Source organism: Actinoplanes sp. ATCC 53533 (genome assembly GCF_003947245.1).
In genome coordinates this window covers 78,429-96,033 of the sequence record NZ_QHHV01000069.1, presented here as the reverse complement: position 1 = coordinate 96,033, position 17,605 = coordinate 78,429, and the positions used below count along the sequence as shown (strand labels likewise).

Below are 17,605 nucleotides of genomic sequence, written 5' to 3'. Positions count from 1 at the left end.
CGACAACCTCGGCCAGCACACCGGCGCGCTCCCGTCCACCGGCCAGCACGGCGCCCCCGACCCCGACGACGAGCCCGGCACCGGATCGATCGGCCGTCGCGGCGCCGCGGGCCCGCGCGGCCGCGGCGGTGCCCCTGCCGCCGGTCCCGGTCCCGCCGGTCGCGGCGGCCCCAGCCCCACCACCGGCCCGGTTCGCGCGTCAGCGGTCGTACCGCCCGTCGTGCCCGGCCGCGAAGGGGTGCGCACGCCCGCCGTCCCGGGCCGTGCCGGGGCGATGGCCGGCAGCACCTCCGGCGTCATCGGCACCACCGGCCAGATCGCGCGCGCCGGAGAGGCCGCGGCCCGAGCGGCCAAGCGAGGAACTGGGCGAGCCGCACGGCCCGGTCAGCCGCAGGGCCGCCCGGTCCCCGGTCAAGGCCCAGGTCAGGGCCCAGGTCAGCCCGGTGTGGCCCCGCCACCGGGCCAACCCGGAGCAGGCCAGCCCGGAACCGGTCCAGCCGGGCCGGGCAGTCGCCCCCGCCCGGGTCAGCCGGACGCAGGCCGTCCGGGTCAGCACGACACCGGCGTTCCCGGTGCAGGTCAGCAGGGTGCCGGTCGTCCCGGACCAGGGCAGCACGGCACCGGTCGTCCCGGACCGGGCCAGCCGAGCGCGCTTCAATCGGCGCCGGGGCAGGCCGGGCCTGGCCAACCTCCGGGCGCGGGACGCGCCGTGCCGGGTCGATCGGCAGGTGGCCGCGTCACGCCCGACCAGCAGCCGAGCGGTCTTGCTGGTGCCCCCGGGCGTCCGGCCGGTCCGGCTGGCCAGCCTGGCGCTTTCGCCGGCCCCGGCAAGCACGGTTCCGGCCTCACCGAGAGCGGTCAGCACAGCGCCGGCGCGGTCCGTGGCCCGGGGCGTGCCGCACCCGGCCGCGGCGCGCCGGGCCAGCAGCCGAACGGCCCAGGCGGCCCGGGACGCGACCCGAACAGCCCGGTCAGCCCGAGTGGGCTGCCGATCCGTCCGAGCAGCCCCGCACCCGGCAGTCAGTCTCGTGGCCTCTCCGGTCCTGGCCAGCCCAGCGGCCTACCCGGCGCTCCGAATCAGCCCGGAGCTCCGGGCCAGCCCGGCAGTCCGGGCCAGCCCAGTGGGCTGCCTCGGGCCGCTCGGCCGGGCGGCCCCGGTCAGTTGAGTGGCCCCGGTCAGCCGGGCGGTCCCGGTCAGCCGGGCGGTCCTGGTCAGTTGGGCGACCGCGGTCAGCCGAGTGGTCCTGGTCAGCCGGGCGGGCCCGGTCATCGCGGCGGCCCGGGTCGGCCTGGCCCGGGCGGTTCGACGGGTTCTTCGCAGCGTGGCCAGGCAGGTCCCGGCCAGCCCGGCGGCCTGCCGCGGTCCGGTGGGCCCGGTGTGCCCAGTGGTCCTGCTGGCCCCGGCCGTCCAGCCGCTCCCGGTCAGCCGGGCGGCTTCGCGGGTGCCGGCCAGCCCGGCGCCGCTGGTGAGCCTGGTCACGGTCGTCCCGCCGGCCCTGGCGAGCCTGGTCACGGTCGTCCAATCGGGCCTGGTGAGCCTGGTCACGGTCGTCCTATCGGGCCTGGTGATTCTGGTTCCGGTCGTCATATCGGTCCGGGTGAGCCTGGTTCCGGCCGTCCTGTCGGCCCTGATGAGCCGGGCGGTCCCGGTCGTCCGGTCAGTCCCGGTCAGCTTGGCGGTCTCCGTCAGCCGGGCGGTCCTGGTCAGCCGAGCGGTCCTGCCGGTCACGGCCGTCCCGGGCCGGCCGGTCCGGGCCAGTCCGGTGGTTTTGCCGGTCCTGGGCAGCCCAGCGGCCTTGCTGGAGCACGGCAGCCCGGTGGGCCAGCGGGTTCCGGCCACCCGAGCGGCCTCGCCGGACCGCATGACGACGAGCACACCGGCGCGGGTTCGCGTCCGGTCAGCCTGGGCGATCCCGGCCGGCCCGTGCGCGGGATCGGTCCGGCGCTGCCCGGCCGAGGCTCGGCCGAGGTGCCCGCGGGCCACGGCAGTGGTCCGGTGACGTCCGGGCGCGGCATTCCCGACCTGCCGCAGAGCAGGGGCGGCGCTGATGTCCTGCCCGGGCGGGGCGCCGCCGAGGTGCCCCCCGGCTATGGCACCGGCGATGTCCTACAAGGGCGCGGCCCTGCAGATCTTCCCGACCGTGGCAACGCCGGCACCCCCGGCCGCGGTGCCGCCGCGGTGCCCGGTGCCGCGGAGGTGCCCGGCCGAGGCAAGGCTGAGATCCCCGGCCGCGGCGCGGCTGCGGTCCCGGGCCGCGGCGCCGCTGGAGTCCCTGGTCGGGGCGCTGCCGAGGTGCCTGGTGCTGCTGAGTTCCCTGGTCGTGGTGCGGCTGCGGTTCCTCGCGGTGCCGCGGAGGTGCCTGGTTCTGGTGCCGCTGAGTTCTCGGGTCGTGGTGCGGCTGCGGTTCCTCGCGGTGCCGCGGAAGTGCCTGGTTCTGGTGCCGCCGAGTTCTCGGGTCGCGGCGCGGCCGTGGTTCCCGGTCGTGGCGCTGCTGAGGTGCCTGGTCGTGGTGCTGCTGAGGTGCCGGGTGCTGGTGCCGCCGAGGTGCCTGGTCGTGGTGCTGCAGAGGTGCCCGGTCGTGGTGCTGCTGAGGTGCCCGGGCGGGGCAAGGCTGAGGTCACGCGGGGCACCGGGCAGGTTGCTGTGCCTGGGCGGGGTGCCGGTCTGGTCACGCCACCCGGGCGGGTTGTCGCCGCTGCGGTTGTCGGCGCTGTGGCCGTACCTGATCGGGCCGTACCCGATCGGGCCGTTTCTGATGGGGTCGCATCCGATCGGGCCGCAGCTGACGGGGGTCCTGCCGTTCGTTCGGCGGTGACCGACGACGACGGTGCGCAGGAGTCGCCCGGTGGGTTGCGGGGTGCCGGCGCCGGGTTGCGGGCCAAGCTGCGGACCGAGCGGCGGCTGCGGGTCATCACCCTGGTCACGCTCAGCGTGATCGTGCTCGGGTTGCTGCCCTTGCTGTTCGGGATCCGGTCGGCGACGCGGGATCCGGTTTTCAACTCGCTCGACGCGCTCAGTGTGCCCGGCTGGGCCGACAAGCGGGTCGATGATCGCACCAGTGGCAGCATCTGGTGCTTCATCGACTGTCGGTTCCGGGAGCGGACCGCGCAGTCCGACCGGCCGTTCGAGGAGACCGACAAGGTCTACGCCGCCGCGCTCACCGAGGCCGGCTGGCGGATCCGGGGCGGCGACTGCTCCGATCAGCCGAATCCGTCCGGTCGGTATACCTGCTGGACCAGGGACGAGTTCACTCTGGACCTGTGGGTGCGGCTGCCGGAATGCGCCGTCGACGCCGTCGCCGCCCAGGACCCGGCCGCGCTGCCGTCCCTCGGGCCCGACGGGCTGCCGCCCTCCGCGGATCCGGCCAAGTGCACCGGGTCGACCGTGAGCATCAAGGTGCAGAACGCGGTCACCGACCCTCGGGTCAGGCCCCAGCCGCCCGTGGATCCCTCCCTGATCGGCGAGACGCCCGATCCCGTGCTGACGGACGATCCTCTGACGGATCCGACACCGACGGCGTCGTGACGCGCGTACCGGTCACGGACGGTAGGGTCTGCACGTTGTCACGCTGTGAGGCACGTCAGTAGAGGAGACGCGTAGATGGACGTTACCGCCGGAGAAATCGCGGGCCTGATCGCGGCGGGCGCGTTTTTGATGCTCGTGCTGGTGCTCGCCGTCCCGATTCTCAAGCTGCGCCACACCGTCGACGCCGCCACCCAGGCGATCAACGATCTGAACGATCGCACCGGGCCGCTGCTCGGCAACGTCACCGAGACGGTGGGCAATGTGAACACCGCGCTGGGCCAGGTCCAGGTCTCTTTGGACGGTGTGAACGTGCAGTTGGCCAAGGTCGACACGATGACCGAGCACGCGCAGAACGTCACGGCGAGCGTGGCCAATCTGGTCACCGTCGTGTCCGCTGCCGCCGCCAACCCGTTGATCAAGGTGGCGTCGTTCGGTTACGGCCTGCGCAAGGCCGCCGCCGCGCGCCGGCACGCCGAGGACGAGCGCGAGGTCCGCGCCTCCCTCAAGCAGCGCCGCAAGGGCGCCCGCGCGGCCCGCTGACCACTTTCTCCTGGAAGGAACACCGCCATGAAGCGGCTGCTCTGGCTGGGTGTCGGCCTGGCCGTCGGCGCCATCGTCGTGCGCAAGGTCACCCGTAAGGCCAACGAGTTCACCCCCACCGGCATCGCCACCTCGCTGTCGCAATCCGCTGGCGGTCTCGTCGAGTCGTTGCGTAGCTTCGTGGACGACGTCCGTGCCGGAATGACCGAACGCGAGCAGGAGATCCACGAGGCCTTCGCCGCGGGCGAACTGTACGACGACCAATTCGCCGAGCTGCGTGACGGCACGCACGGGCGACACGCGAGTGAGGAACAGCGATGAAGACGGCGGAGATCAAGCGGCGCTTCCTGGCGCATTTCGAGGCGAACGGGCACACGGTCGTGCCGAGTGCCCCGCTGCCCGCCATCGACGACCCGAACCTGCTGTTCATCAACGCCGGCATGGTGCAGTTCGTGCCGTTCTTCCTGGGCCAGCGCACCCCGCCGTATCCGCGCGCGGTGAGCGTACAGAAGTGCATCCGGACGCCGGACATCGACGAGGTCGGCAAGACCTCCCGGCACGGCACCTTCTTCCAGATGAACGGCAACTTCTCGTTCGGCGACTACTTCAAGGCGGAGGCCATCCGGCTCGCCTGGGAGCTGTCGGTCAACCCGATCGAGCAGGGTGGTTTCGGGCTGGACCCGGAGCGCATCTGGCCGACCGTCTACCTCGACGACGACGAGGCGTTCGAGATGTGGCGCGCGACCGGCGTGCCCGCCGAGCGGATCGTGCGCCGGGGCAAGAAGGACAACTGGTGGCACATGGGCATCCCCGGCCCGGGCGGCACCTGCTCCGAGCTCTTCTACGACCGCGGCCCCTCCTACGGCAAGGAGGGCGGCCCGGAGGTCGACGAGGACCGGTACATGGAGTATTGGAACCTGGTCTTCATGCAGTACGAGATCACCGACGTGAAGAGCAAGGATCAGTTCACGATCGTCAGTGATCTACCCAAGAAGAACATCGACACCGGCATGGGCCTGGAGCGGGTCGCGTCGATCCTGCAGGGCGTCGACAACCTGTACGAGATCGACGAGGTCAAGCCGATCCTGGCGCGGGCCGCGGAGCTGGCCGGCAAGGTCTACGGCGCGCACTCGGGTCACGAGGCCAGCGAGTCGCACCCCGATGACGTGCGGCTGCGCGTGATCGCCGACCACGTCCGCACCGCGCTGATGCTGATCGGTGACGGGATCACCCCGTCCAACGAGGGCCGCGGCTACGTGCTGCGCCGGATCATGCGCCGGGCGATCCGCGCGATGCGCCTGCTCGGCTGGCAGGGCGCGACGTTCCCCGAGCTGCTGCCGGTGGCGCGCGACTGCATGGCGCCGTCTTATCCGGAGCTGGCGAAGGAGTTCGGCCGGATCTCCACGTACGCGTACGCGGAGGAGGAGGCGTTCCTGTCCACCCTGCGCGCGGGCACGACGATCCTCGACTCGGCGATCACCGACACCAAGAAGTCGGGCGGGGCCAAGCTCAGCGGCGCGCAGGCGTTCCAGCTGCACGACACGTACGGCTTCCCGATCGACCTGACCCTGGAGATCGCGTCCGAGCAGGGCCTCGACGTCGACCAGGAGGGCTTCCGCCGGCTGATGGCCGACCAGCGGTCCCGCGCGAAGGCGGACGCGGCCGCGCGCAAGACCGGCCACGTGGACATGTCGGCGTACCGCGCCATGCTCGACAACGGCGGCCCGGTCGAGTTCACCGGCTATGCGGAGGTCTCCCGCGAGTCGCGGGTGCGCGCGATGCTCGGCTCCGGCGGCACCAGCGTCGCGGCGGCGGGCGAGGGTGACTACGTCGAGCTCGTGCTCGACACCACCCCGTTCTACGCCGAGGGCGGCGGCCAGCAGGCCGACACCGGCCTGATCAACGTCGGCGGCGGCCAGGTCGAGGTCGTCGACGTGCAGCAGCCGCTGCCCGGCCTGATCGTGCACAAGGCGCGGGTCGTCCGGGGCGAGGTGCGCGCGGGCGAGACGGGCTTCGCCGAGATCGACGTGACCCGCCGCAAGGCGATCTCGCGGTCGCACACCGCGACGCACCTGATCCACCAGACCATGCGGGCGTTCCTCGGCGAGTCGGCGACCCAGGCGGGTTCGCTGAACGCGCCGGGCCGGCTGCGCTTCGACTTCAACACCCCCGGGGCCGTCTCGCCCGCGGTGCTGCACGACGTCGAGCAGCAGGTCAACGAGGTGCTGCTGCGTGACCTCGAAGTTCATGCGTTCGTCACCTCGCAGGAGGAGGCGCGCCGGCTCGGCGCGATGGCCCTGTTCGGGGAGAAGTACGGCGACGAGGTCCGAGTGGTTGAAGTCGGCGACTACGCGCGCGAGCTCTGCGGCGGCACGCACGTGGCCCGCTCGGGTCAGCTGGGCCTGGTGAAGGTCCTGCACGAGTCGTCGATCGGCGCCGGGGTGCGCCGGGTCGAGGCGCTCGTCGGCATCGACGCGTTCGGCTTCCTGGCCAAGGAGCACCTGCTGGTCTCGCGGCTCGCGGAGCTGTTCCGGGTGCCCGGCGACCAGGTGGCGGAGCGGGTCGAGCAGACCGTGACCGCCCTGCGCGACGCCGAGAAGGAGCTCGAGAAGATGCGCGCGCAGCTGGTGCTCGGCGGTGCCGGGGCGCTGGCGGCGCAGGCGCGCGATCTGCGTGGCGTGGCTTTCGTCGGCACGGAGGCACCCGAGGGCGCGGCGACCAACGATGTGCGTACCCTAGCTCAGGAGATTCGGGGCAAGATCGACGCCGCCCGCCCGGCGGTGGTCGCGGTCGCGGCCCGATCGAACGGCAAAGCGTCACTCATTGTAGCGATCAACGCCACAGCGAAGAATCGTGGCTTGTCCGCGGCCGACCTGGTCAAGGGCGCGCTCTCCGGCCGGGGCGGCGGTAACGCCGATCTCGCGCAGGGTGGCGGAGTGCCCGCTGACCAGGTGAATGTCTTGCTCGCAGCGGTGGAGAAGGCGGTTGGCGAGGCCGCCTGAGAGGGAGGCCGGCGAAATGTTCCCGTTGCCGCGGGGTAGGCGGTTGGGCGTGGATGTGGGTAAGGTCCGGGTCGGGGTCGCACTCAGTGACCCTGACGGGATCTTGGCCACCCCCCTGGTCACCCTCGCCCGTGACATGGGTGCGGCGCCCGACGCCGTCCCCAGTGACATAGCTGAGCTCGTCCGCCTCGTGGGGGAGCACGAGGTGGCGCAGATCGTAGTGGGCCTCCCCGTGCGCCTCAACGGCGAAGAGGGGGCTGCCGCCATCGACATTCGTGCGTACTCTGGTCGCCTGGAACGAGCAGCCGGGCTCGTGCCGGTCGTCCTGGCGGACGAGAGGATGTCGACCGTGGTCGCAACTCGTAGGCTGGCCGAACGTGGCGTGCGGGGTAAACGGCAACGGGCGGTCGTCGACCAGGCGGCCGCGGTGGAGATCCTGCAGAGCTGGCTGGACGCGCAGCGGAGGCAGACGAGATGATCGACGAGCTGGACCTGGCGTTCGACGAGCAGGCCGAAAAGGGCAGACCCCGGCACCGGCGGGGTTCTCGCGGCGCGAAGGGTGAGGGCAAGGGCGCCAAGTCCGCGGTCGCCTTCATCATGGTGTTTCTCCTGCTGGGCGTGCTCGGCGTCGGCGGATACCTGGGCTATTCGAAGATCAAGGGCTTCTTCACGGCGGCCGACTACGACGGCGCCGGCACCGATCCGGTGCAGGTCAAGATCGCCAAGGACTCGTCGCTGACCGAGATCGGCAACGCCCTGGTCGACGCCGATGTGGTGAAGAGCACAGCGGCCTTCACCGACGCGGCGGGCGCGAACCCCAAGGGCAAGAACATCCAGTCCGGCACCTACAACATGCGCAAGCAGATGGCTGCCGCGCAGGCCGTGACCCTGATGCTCGATCCGAAGTCCCGGATCACCAACGGCGTCACGATCCCCGAGGGCAAGACCGCCAATCAGGTGTACGACATCCTGGCGAAGGCGACCGGCGTGCCGGTGGCGGAGTTCAAGGCGGCGGCCAAGGATCCGGTCGCCCTGGGCATCCCCGACTTCTGGTTCAACCGCACCGACGGGCAGAAGGTGACCAAGTCGGTCGAGGGCTTCCTCTTCCCGGACACCTACGAGTTCCCCCCGAAGGGCACGGCTACCGAATATCTCCAGCTCATGATCCAGCACTTCATGACCGTCGCCACGGAGATCAACTTCGTGAAGCAGGCGGAGGGCCAGCTCAACATCAGCCCGTACGAGGTGTTGACCGTGGCGTCGCTGTCGCAGGCCGAGGCGGGTAACGCCGCCGACCTCGGCAAGGTCTCCCGGGTCGCCTACAACCGGCTCTACGGCAAAGACTTCCACTGCAAGTGCCTGGAGTTCGACGTCGGGATCAACTACTACTACCAGCTCACCGGCAAGGCGACGAAGTCGTCGGCGAAGATGACCGACAAGGAACTGACGGACCCGAAGAACCCGTACCGCCTGCACGGCAAGGACGGGATGACGCCGACGCCGATCAACAACCCCGGCAAGGCCGCCATGCAGGGCGCGCTCGTGCCCCCGAAGGGCAACTGGCTGTACTTCGTGGCCATCGACAAGCAGGGTCACTCCGCGTTCACCCAGAGCTACACGCAGCACCTGAAGAACATCGAGACCGCGAAGAAGAACGGGGTCCTCTGACCCACGGCCGGTTGGCCGGTCGCGCTGGGCCTCGGCTCGGCGGGCCGGCCATCGCCTAATCTGTGCCTGTGCGATCCACTGAGCGCGGCCGGCGGGCCGCCGTCTGCGGCAAGCCCATCGGTCACTCGCTGTCGCCGGTCATCCATACCGCGGGCTTCGCCGCCGCCGGGTTGCTGACCTGGTCGTACACCGCGATCGAATGTGCCGAGGCCGAGTTGCCGGGCCTGGTGGCCGGCCTCGGGCCGGAGTGGGCCGGCCTGTCGCTGACCATGCCGCTCAAAGAGGTGGCACTCACCCTGGCCGCGGCGGCGTCGCCGGTCGCGACCGCGATCGGCGCGGCCAACACCCTGGTACGCCGTCCCGACGGCACCTGGTTCGCCGACAACACCGACGTCCCGGGCATGGTCCGGGTGCTCAGCGACGCGGGACTGGCAGCCGGCCCGGCCGTCACGGTGCTCGGCGGCGGGGGCACGGCCCGGGCCGCCCTGGCCGCCGCCGCCCAGCTGGGCGCCGCCGAGGTGACCGTGGTGACCCGCCGCCCGCAGGCCCGGGCGGAGCTGGCGCCCGCGGCGGCCGCGCTGGGCCTGACGATCACCGGCGTGGACTGGGCGGACGCGCCCGCGGCGTTCGACGCCGACGCGGTGATCTCGACCGTGCCCAAGGGCGCGGCCGACGAGCTGGCGGCCGCGGTGCGCTGGCGCCCCGGCTCGGTCCTGTTCGACGCGATCTACGACCCGTGGCCCACGCCGCTGGCCGCCGCCGCGGCCGGCAACGGGATCCCGGTGGTGTCCGGACTGGACCTGCTGCTGGCTCAGGCCCTGGGCCAGTTCGAGCACTTCACCGGCGTGGTTCCGGCTCCCGAGGCGGCGATGCGGGCGGCCCTGACCGCGGCGGCCGGCGTCCGCTGACCGCTCGCCAGGGCACCGGCCGGTGCTCGCGAGGGCATGATCCGGCGCCTCAGGCCGTGGCGCGGGATCGGGTCAGGGCCAGCACCGACAGCAATGCCACCAGGGCGAAGCTGACGATGGCGAGCGCCATCGGGCCGCCCCGGCCCGAGTCGCCGAAGCCGACCAGCGGCGCCGCCAGGGCCGCGGTCACCGCCTGGAAGCCGCCCAGCAGTGCCGCCGCCGTCCCGGCGCGTTCGGGGTGCCGGTCCAGGGCCAGCGCGGTCGCGTTCGGTGTGACCATGCCGATCGTGCTGACCAGCGCGAACAGGCCGGCGATCAGCGCGGGCAGGCTGCCCAGCAGGGCCGCCGCCAGGATGACGCCGCCCGCCGAGGCCTGCGCCGTCAGGGTGCCGAGCAACAGCCCGCGGGGTGCGAACCGGTCCAGCAGCCTGCCGTTCGCCTGGCTCAGCACGATCAGCCCGCACGCGTTCAGGCCGAACAGCAGGCTGAACGTCGTGGGGGAGATGCCGTAGCCGTCCTGCAGCACGAAGGACGAACCCGAGATGTAGCTGAACAGGGCGGCGAACGCGAACGCCTGCGCGAGCGCGTACCCCAGGAAGATCCGGTCCGTGAACAGGGTGCGGGCCGTGCGGGCGGTGTCGGCCAGCCCGCCCGGGCTGCGCCGGCCCGGCGGCAGCGTCTCCGGCATGCGCCAGACGATCAGGGCGAGGAGCAGGGTGGCGATGATGCCGAGCGCGACGAAGATGCCGTGCCACGACGTCACCTTCAGCACCGCGCTGCCCAGGCTCGGCGCGGCGATCGGTGCCACCCCGAAGACCAGGACGAGCCGGGAGAAGTACTTCGCGGCGGCGACCCCGGAATACAGGTCGCGCACGATGGCCCGGGCGACCACGACGCCGACGCCGCCCGCGATGCCCTCCATCAGGCGGACCCCGGCCAGGACCGGGGCGTTCGGGGCGAGCGCGCAAAGGAAGGAGAAGACCGCGTACGCGCCGACGCCGATGATCAGCGGCCGGCGCCGCCCCCAGCGGTCGCTGAGCGGGCCGCAGACCAGTTGCCCCGCCGCCAGCCCGATCAGGCACGTGGTCAGCGAGAGCTGCACCTGCGCGTCGGGTACCCCGAGCTCGGCCGACAGGGCCGGGAACGCGGGCAGGTACATGTCCAGCGACAGCGGGCCGATCGCCGTGATGAGCCCGAGCATGACCACGAGCAGCCGTCCGTGGGCGTGCGGAACGGGCTGGGCGGGCGGCGCGGTGGGCTGCGAGGACACCACCGGACCATAGCTCCGACGTTTCCGGCGGTCCGCAAGGCGGGACGGCGGCGCCCGGCGAAGCGGGCCGCGACGCTCGCGTGCCAGACTGTCACCCGTGTTGCGTTGGCTTACCGCAGGTGAATCCCATGGCCCGGCGCTCGTCGCCCTTCTCGAAGGGGTCCCCGCCGGCGTGCGGGTGACGAGCGAGGATATCGGCCGCGATCTCGCGCGTCGCCGCCTCGGCTACGGCAGGGGCGCGCGGATGGCGTTCGAGCAGGACGAGATCGAGATCATCGGCGGCGTGCGGCACGGCCTGACGCTGGGCAGCCCGGTCGCCATCCGGATCGGCAACTCCGAGTGGCCCAAGTGGCGCACCGTGATGGCCGCCGACCCGGTGGACCCGGACGAGCTGGCGGCGCAGGCCCGCAACGCGCCGCTGACCCGCCCGCGGCCCGGCCACGCCGACCTGGCCGGCATGCAGAAATACGGGCACACCGACGCCCGGCCGATCCTGGAGCGCGCCAGCGCGCGGGAGACCGCCGCCCGCGTCGCCGTCGGCGTGGTCGCCAAGGCGCTGATCAAGCAGGCGCTGGGCATCGACATCGTCTCGCACGTCATCGAGCTGGGCTCGGTCGCCGCGAAGGCGGGCCTGATCCCCGCGCCGGCCGACGCCGACCGGATCGACGCCGACCCGCTGCGCTGCCTCGACCCCGAGGCGAGCGCCCGGATGGTGGCCGAGGTCGACGCGGCGAAGAAGGACGCGGACACCCTGGGCGGCATCGTCGAGGTGCTGGCCTGGGCCGTGCCGCCGGGGCTGGGCTCGCATGTGCAGTGGGACCGCAAGCTCGACGCCCGGCTGGCCACCGCGCTGATGTCGATCCAGTCGGTCAAGGGCGTCGAGATCGGTGACGGGTTCACCCAGGCTCGCTCGCGCGGCTCGGTCGCGCACGACGAGATCATCCCGACCGCGGACGGCGTACGCCGGATCACCGACCGGGCCGGCGGCCTGGAGGGCGGCATCACCAACGGCGAGAACCTGCGGGTCCGCGCGGCGCTGAAGCCGATCTCCTCGCTGAACCGGGCCCTGCAGACCGTCGACGTGCTGACCGGCGAGGCGACCACGGCGATCAACCAGCGCTCGGACGTGTGCGCGGTGCCGGCCGGCGCGGTGGTCGCCGAGGCGATGGTCGCGCTGGTGCTGGCCGAGGCCGCGACGGAGAAGTTCGGCGGCGACTCGGTGGCCGAGATCCGCCGCAACCTCGCCGGCTATCTCGACAGTCTGCTGATCCGGTGACGGCTCCGGCCGCGGTGATCGTCGGCCCGCCCGGCGCGGGCAAGACGACGGTCGGGCAGGCTCTGGCCGCGCTGCTCGGCGTCGGTTTCGCCGACACCGATCACCTGATCGAGCAGCGGGCCGGCAAGCCGATCCCGGAGATCTTCTTCGACGACGGCGAGGACGCCTTCCGGGCCCTGGAGCGCTCGACGATCGCCGAGGCGCTCGGCTCGTTCACCGGCGTGCTCGCCCTCGGCGGCGGCTCGATCCTGCACGACGGCACCCGTGAGGCGCTGCGGGCGCACACCGTGGTGTTCCTGTCCGTCGAGCTGTCCGACGCGGTCAAGCGGGTCGGGCTCGGCGCGGGCCGCCCGCTGCTCACCGTGAACCCGCGGGCGACCCTGAAATACCTGATGGAGCAGCGCCGCCCGCTCTATGCCGAGGTGGCCACCCACACGATCGCCACCGACGCCCGCGCGCCCGAGGAGATCGCCGCCGAGCTAGCCGCGCTGCTCAAGGATCGCGGCTAGCGCGGCCGGCTCGCTCAGCATCGGCCAGTGGCCGGTGGGCAGCGACACCATCTCGGCCTCGGTGAGACCCGAGAAGAACGGGTGGTCCGCGGCCCTCAGCTCCTTGATCTGCTCCGGCGCGAAGGTGCAGGACACCAGCGTGGTCGGCAGCTCGGCCGAGGTGGCCCGGGCGCCGAGCGGCTGCGTCACCGAGGCGCGCGGGTGCGGCGTGCCGCGCGTACGCAGCAGCGTCAGCGCCGCCTCGTCCAGCCCGGCCAGCAGCACCGGGTCCGCGCCGGGATCCCAGTCGCGCGGCGGCACCGCGTCACCCTCGCCGGCCGGCTCCCCGGACATCGACTGCTGGGTCGTGCCGACCGGCAGCGGACCGCTGTCCACATAGATCACCCGGGCGATCCGGTCCCGCAGTCGCAGTGCCGCCGCGCTCACCGGCATCCCGCCGTAGCTGTGCCCGACCAGCACCACCTCCCGCAGGTCCTCGGTCTCGACCAGCCGGACGATGTCCTCGGTGTGGGTGTCCAGATCCACGCCCGGACCCAGCAGGTGGGCGCGGTCGGCGACGCCGGTCAGGGTGAGCGGGAAGACCTCGTGCCCGGCGCCGCGCAGCGCGGCTGTCACGTCGTGCCAGGCCCATCCGCCGAGCCACATGCCGGAAACCAGAACGTATGTCGTCATGCCCACCACGCTAGAAGCGATACCGGACGATTCCGGTCCGGTATCGGGTGGAGAATCTCCGGCATGCCACACCCCGCCTCGCGCGTCCTGGCCATGCTGGAGTTGCTTCAGGCCCACCGCCGGATCACGGGCGGCGACCTCGCCGCGCGGCTCGCGGTCGACGAGCGCACGGTCCGAAGGTACGCGGGCACGCTCGCCGAACTGGGCATCCCGGTGACGGCCGAGCGCGGCCGGTACGGCGGCTACCGGCTGCTGCCCGGCTTCAAGCTCCCGCCGCTGATGCTCACCGACGACGAGGCCGTGGCGGTGGTGCTGGGCCTGGTCGCCGCCGACAGCCTCGGACTGGCGACGGACGCCCCGGCCGGCGCCGCCGCCGAAGCGAAGATCACCCGGGTCCTCCCCGCCGCCCTGGCCGACCGCCTGGCGGCCCTGCGCGCCAGCCTGGGCCTGACCGCGCGCCGCCGCGAGCCGGACGCACCCCGTACGGGTGCCCCCGCCACCGCCGACCTGCTGCTCACCCTGGGCACGGCCACCCGCTCGCAGCAGCGTCTCGCCATCACCTACCGTGCCCCGCAGCGCCGCCCGGACGCCGACCAGCCGCCGGACACCGGCCCGGGCCGGGAGCCGCCGATGCGGGTCAGCCGGCGGCAGGTCGATCCCTACGGGCTCGTCTTCCACAGCGGGCGGTGGTATCTCGTGGCCCACGACCAGCGCAGCGACGAGATCCGGTCGTTCCGCCTGGACCGGATCGTCGCCGCCGCGCCGACCGGCGAGGACTTCGAGGCGCCGCCGAACTTCGACGCCGTCGCGCACGTCACCCGGCAATGGGCCGGGCTGCCCTGGAAGTGGGAGGTCGAGGTGCTGATCGAGGCCGACGTCGCCCAGGTGCGCCGCCGGGTGCCCGCCGCCGTGGCGGACATCACCGAGGTCGCGGACGGGGTCCGGCTGAGCTGTCGGGCACAGAGCCTGCCCGGCATGGCGCAGATGCTCGCCGGCCTGGGCTGGCCGTTCACGGTGGTCCGGCCGGACGAGTTGCGGACCGCGCTCGCCGAGCACGCCGCGCAGCTCGTCCGGTACGCCGCCCGCTAGCCCGTGTTTCGTAAGGGGGTCGACGGCGAGGCGGAGTCCAGGGGTCGGCTGGGTGTGCGACGGGATCGTCCGGATACCGGTGTTGTATCTGGGCGGTCCCGGCGTGCGGCCAGGCGGCGCCTGGGCCCGGCGCAGCCCGGCCCCCTTACGAAACACGGGCTAGGCCGAGCCTCGATCCTCAGGCCAGCCGCGCCTCGATGGCCTCGATCCGCTGGACCAGGGGACGGAGCTCCTGGCGTACCACCGCAGTCAGCTCCTCCGGCCCGGCCGGCGGCTTCGTCGCCCGCAGGTGGGCGTAGCCGCCGAGGGCGGCGGAGACCGTGCGGCGCACCGACTTGGCGTCGGCGCCCGCCTCGCGCAGCGCCCGCCCGGCGATGCCGTCGGGCTCGGCCGCGAGGCCGATGAGCAGGTGCTCGCAGCCCACATAGTTGTGTCCCAGCGTGGTCGCCTCGGCGGTGAGCAGCTCCAGGGCGCTCGCGGCGGGCGTGCTGTACCGCAGGCCCGGCCCGCCGCCCGGCTCGTCCTTCTCCGCCCAGCTCAGCGCGGCCGGCTCGATCTCCAGCGCCCGCAGCACCCGCAGCGCCAGGTTCTCGCCCTCGGTGATCATGGCCCGCAGCAGGTGGCCGGTGCCGACGTTGGGGGCGCCGGCGTCCCGGGCGGCGTTGATCGCCAAGGCGATGACGGTGACGGCCCGGCTGGTGAACGAGGGCAGCCGGGCGGCGAGCTGGTCGGCGTCGAGCTCGCCCAGGGCGGTCTGCCGGATCGCGGTGATCCGCCGGACCGCGTCCTCCAGGGCGCGCTGACAGATGGCGGACACCGGCAGCCCGGAGTCGCGGACGGCTTCGGCCAGGTCGTCGGGGAGGTACACGTTGATTTTCGGCATGCCTCAGATGTAACCCGCAATGGGGTTAGGAATCTATAACCCCATTTTCGGAGCACTAGGATCGTGGCTGATGGACGACGTGACGCGAATCCCTGTGCCCGGTGACCGGCCCTACGACGTACTCGTCGGCCGTGGTCTGCTCGCCGCCCTGCCCGAGTTGGTCGGCGGCGCCGTGCGCGCCGCCGTGCTCTATGCCCCGCCGCTGAAGGAGCGGGCGTCGGCCGTGGCCGACGCGCTGTCCGCGGCGGGCATCCGGCCGCTGCCGATCGAGGTGCCCGACGCCGAGGCCGGCAAGTCGATCGAGGTGGCCGCGCGCTGCTGGGACGAGCTCGGCGCGGCCGGCTTCACCCGCACCGACGTGGTCGTCGGCCTCGGCGGGGGAGCGGTCACCGACCTGGCCGGCTTCGTGGCGGCCAGCTGGCTGCGCGGCGTGCGCTGGGTGCCGGTCTCCACCTCGCTGCTCGGCATGGTCGACGCCGCCGTCGGCGGCAAGACTGGGGTGAACACGGCGGCGGGCAAGAATCTGGTCGGCGCGTTCCACCCGCCGGCCGGGGTGCTCTGCGACCTCGACGTGCTCGACACGCTCCCGGCCGACGACCTGGTCGCCGGCCTCGCCGAGGTGGCCAAGTGCGGCTTCATCGCGGACCCGGTGATCCTCGACCTGATCGAGGGTGACCCGGCGGCGGCTACCGACCCCCGCGGCGCCGTGCTGCGCGAGCTGGTCGAGCGGGCGATCCGGGTCAAGGCCCACGTCGTCGGCAACGACCTGCGCGAGTCCGGCCTGCGGGAGATCCTCAACTACGGGCACACCCTGGCCCACGCGATCGAGAAGAACGAACGGTACGGCTGGAAGCACGGCCACGCGGTCGCCGTCGGCGTCGTCTACGCGGGCGAGTTGTCCCGGCTGTCCGGCCGGCTGGACCCCGGCACCGCCGCCCGGCACCGCTCGGTCATCTCGCTGCTGGGGCTGCCGACCTCCTACCCGCGCGCCGCCTGGCCGGAGCTGCTCGCCGCCATGCGTGTCGACAAGAAGGCGCGCGCCGACACGCTGCGCTTCGTCGTGCTCGACGGCCTCGCCCGGCCCGGCATCCTGACCGGGCCCTCGGAGGAGACGCTGCGCCAGGCGTACGAGGCGGTGTCCGAGTGAATCCCTCAGCGGCGGTGGCGGGGCGGTCGGACGGGAAGATCTACGTCCTGAACGGCCCGAACCTGGGCCGGCTCGGCACCCGCCAGGTCGACGTCTACGGGGTCACGACCTATGCCGACCTGGTCGACTTGTGCGTGACCGAGGGCAAGGCGCTCGGCCTCGACGTCGAGGTGCGGCAGACCGACGCCGAGCACGAGATGCTGGGCTGGCTGCACGCCGCCGCCGACGAGCAGGCCCCGGTCGTGCTCAACCCGGGCGCCTGGTCGCACTACTCGTACGCGGTCCGCGACGCCTGCGCGATGCTGCGAGCCCCGCTGGTCGAGGTGCACATCAGCAACATCCACGCCCGCGAGCAGTTCCGGCACCACTCGGTGGTCTCGGCGGTGGCCACCGGCGTCATCGCGGGCCTCGGCGTCGACGGCTATCGCCTCGCGCTGCGGCATCTCGCGGGGCGGCGCTGACCCGATTCGCCTGTTCAGGGCTTACGCCGGTAAACTCTCTCGGTCACCTTCACGCTTTCCAGACCATCACGCTTTCAACACCAAGGCAGGACATGGCTTCCACCAACGACCTGAAGAACGGCCTGGTGCTCAACCTCGAAGGCGCCCTGTGGGCCGTCGTCGAGTTCCAGCACGTCAAGCCGGGCAAGGGCGGGGCGTTCGTGCGCACCACGCTCAAGAACGTCCTCTCCGGCAAGGTCGTGGACAAGACGTTCAACGCCGGCACCAGGGTCGAGACCGCGACCGTGGACAAGCGCACGATGCAATACCTCTACCAGGACGGTGAGGACTTCGTCTTCATGGACCTGGACAACTTCGAGCAGATCACCGTGCCCGGCCCCACGGTCGGCGACAACGCGAACTACCTGCTCCCCGAGGCCGAGGCCACGGTGGCGACCCATGAGGGCGTGCCGCTCTACATCGAGCTGGCGACCAGCGTCTTCCTCGAGGTGACGTATACGGAGCCCGGCCTGCAGGGCGACCGCTCCACCGGCGGCACCAAGCCGGCCACGGTCGAGACCGGCGCGACGGTCAACGTGCCGCTCTTCATCACCACCGGCGAGAAGATCAAGGTCGACACCCGCGACGGCCGTTACCTCGGCCGTAGCTGATGGC

Annotated in this window: 19 protein-coding genes; 15 read left to right on the top strand and 4 right to left on the bottom strand. The window is 72.5% G+C overall.

Annotated elements, in window-relative coordinates:
* Window positions 1-199: 199 nt before the first annotated feature.
* A complete protein-coding gene (locus tag DMB66_RS23660; RefSeq protein ID WP_125806311.1) occupies window positions 200-865 on the bottom strand; it encodes a hypothetical protein in 666 nt (221 codons plus the stop codon).
* 301 nt (window positions 866-1,166) lie between these two features.
* On the opposite strand from DMB66_RS23660, the gene DMB66_RS61330 reads away from it, so the two are divergent.
* The 9 genes from DMB66_RS61330 (at window position 1,167) to DMB66_RS23625 (ending at window position 9,644) form a co-directional block, all read left to right on the top strand.
* Window positions 1,167-2,000 (top strand): hypothetical protein, encoded by an 834-nt coding sequence (locus DMB66_RS61330; protein WP_158647339.1) that lies wholly within the window; start codon window positions 1,167-1,169, stop codon window positions 1,998-2,000.
* Between the two features lie 90 nt (window positions 2,001-2,090).
* Complete coding sequence (locus DMB66_RS63955; RefSeq protein WP_233624797.1) at window positions 2,091-2,816, top strand: hypothetical protein; 726 nt, start codon at window positions 2,091-2,093, stop codon at window positions 2,814-2,816.
* Entirely contained in the window at window positions 2,813-3,526 is a 714-nt protein-coding gene (locus DMB66_RS61325; RefSeq protein WP_158647338.1) for a hypothetical protein, read from the top strand. Before DMB66_RS63955 ends, DMB66_RS61325 begins: the two co-directional genes overlap by 4 nt.
* A 75-nt stretch (window positions 3,527-3,601) precedes the next feature.
* Window positions 3,602-4,066: a DUF948 domain-containing protein gene (locus tag DMB66_RS23650; RefSeq protein WP_125806310.1), complete on the top strand. Its 465-nt coding sequence runs from the start codon at window positions 3,602-3,604 to the stop codon at window positions 4,064-4,066.
* A gap of 27 nt (window positions 4,067-4,093) precedes the next feature.
* Window positions 4,094-4,387, top strand: coding sequence for a hypothetical protein (locus tag DMB66_RS23645; RefSeq protein WP_125806309.1), 294 nt, complete (start codon window positions 4,094-4,096; stop codon window positions 4,385-4,387).
* Window positions 4,384-7,068, top strand: a complete 2,685-nt coding sequence (gene alaS, locus DMB66_RS23640; RefSeq protein WP_125806308.1) for an alanine--tRNA ligase — start codon at window positions 4,384-4,386, stop codon at window positions 7,066-7,068. Before DMB66_RS23645 ends, alaS begins: the two co-directional genes overlap by 4 nt.
* Window positions 7,069-7,084: 16 nt before the next feature.
* Window positions 7,085-7,546: a Holliday junction resolvase RuvX gene (gene ruvX / locus DMB66_RS23635; RefSeq protein ID WP_125806307.1), complete on the top strand. Its 462-nt coding sequence runs from the start codon at window positions 7,085-7,087 to the stop codon at window positions 7,544-7,546.
* On the top strand, window positions 7,543-8,736 hold the full coding sequence (gene mltG, locus DMB66_RS23630) for an endolytic transglycosylase MltG (RefSeq protein ID WP_125806306.1): 1,194 nt from the start codon (window positions 7,543-7,545) through the stop codon (window positions 8,734-8,736). Before ruvX ends, mltG begins: the two co-directional genes overlap by 4 nt.
* A gap of 68 nt (window positions 8,737-8,804) precedes the next feature.
* Window positions 8,805-9,644 (top strand): shikimate dehydrogenase, encoded by an 840-nt coding sequence (locus tag DMB66_RS23625; RefSeq protein WP_125806305.1) that lies wholly within the window; start codon window positions 8,805-8,807, stop codon window positions 9,642-9,644.
* Window positions 9,645-9,693: 49 nt separating this feature from the next.
* Here the strand turns inward: DMB66_RS23625 and DMB66_RS23620 are convergent, their stop codons facing one another.
* Window positions 9,694-10,917 carry a multidrug effflux MFS transporter gene (locus tag DMB66_RS23620; RefSeq protein ID WP_370319041.1) on the bottom strand — a complete coding sequence of 408 codons (1,224 nt, stop codon included), beginning with the start codon at window positions 10,915-10,917 and terminating at the stop codon, window positions 9,694-9,696.
* Between the two features lie 94 nt (window positions 10,918-11,011).
* On the opposite strand from DMB66_RS23620, the gene aroC reads away from it, so the two are divergent.
* Both aroC and DMB66_RS23610 read left to right on the top strand, forming a co-directional pair.
* Window positions 11,012-12,190 (top strand): chorismate synthase, encoded by a 1,179-nt coding sequence (gene aroC / locus DMB66_RS23615; RefSeq protein ID WP_125806304.1) that lies wholly within the window; start codon window positions 11,012-11,014, stop codon window positions 12,188-12,190.
* Entirely contained in the window at window positions 12,187-12,699 is a 513-nt protein-coding gene (locus DMB66_RS23610; RefSeq protein WP_125806303.1) for a shikimate kinase, read from the top strand. Before aroC ends, DMB66_RS23610 begins: the two co-directional genes overlap by 4 nt.
* Here the strand turns inward: DMB66_RS23610 and DMB66_RS23605 are convergent.
* Entirely contained in the window at window positions 12,670-13,371 is a 702-nt protein-coding gene (locus tag DMB66_RS23605; RefSeq protein WP_125806302.1) for an alpha/beta fold hydrolase, read from the bottom strand. The genes DMB66_RS23610 and DMB66_RS23605 overlap by 30 nt on opposite strands.
* Before the next feature lie 63 nt (window positions 13,372-13,434).
* On the opposite strand from DMB66_RS23605, the gene DMB66_RS23600 reads away from it, so the two are divergent.
* The gene (locus tag DMB66_RS23600) at window positions 13,435-14,460 is read left to right on the top strand and encodes a YafY family protein (protein WP_125806301.1); all 1,026 of its coding nucleotides are present in this window, start codon (window positions 13,435-13,437) and stop codon (window positions 14,458-14,460) included.
* A 178-nt stretch (window positions 14,461-14,638) separates the two neighbouring features.
* On the opposite strand, the gene DMB66_RS23595 is transcribed toward DMB66_RS23600, so the two are convergent.
* Window positions 14,639-15,343: a Clp protease N-terminal domain-containing protein gene (locus DMB66_RS23595; RefSeq protein ID WP_125806300.1), complete on the bottom strand. Its 705-nt coding sequence runs from the start codon at window positions 15,341-15,343 to the stop codon at window positions 14,639-14,641.
* 70 nt (window positions 15,344-15,413) lie between these two features.
* On the opposite strand from DMB66_RS23595, the gene aroB reads away from it, so the two are divergent.
* The 3 genes from aroB to efp all read left to right on the top strand — a co-directional run bounded on the left by aroB (window position 15,414) and on the right by efp (window position 17,601).
* Complete coding sequence (gene aroB, locus DMB66_RS23590; RefSeq protein WP_125806299.1) at window positions 15,414-16,490, top strand: 3-dehydroquinate synthase; 1,077 nt, start codon at window positions 15,414-15,416, stop codon at window positions 16,488-16,490.
* Between the two features lie 14 nt (window positions 16,491-16,504).
* Complete coding sequence (gene aroQ, locus DMB66_RS23585; RefSeq protein ID WP_125806340.1) at window positions 16,505-16,951, top strand: type II 3-dehydroquinate dehydratase; 447 nt, start codon at window positions 16,505-16,507, stop codon at window positions 16,949-16,951.
* A 92-nt stretch (window positions 16,952-17,043) separates the two neighbouring features.
* A complete protein-coding gene (gene efp, locus DMB66_RS23580) occupies window positions 17,044-17,601 on the top strand; it encodes an elongation factor P (protein ID WP_125806298.1) in 558 nt (185 codons plus the stop codon).
* Window positions 17,602-17,605 lie beyond the last annotated feature (4 nt).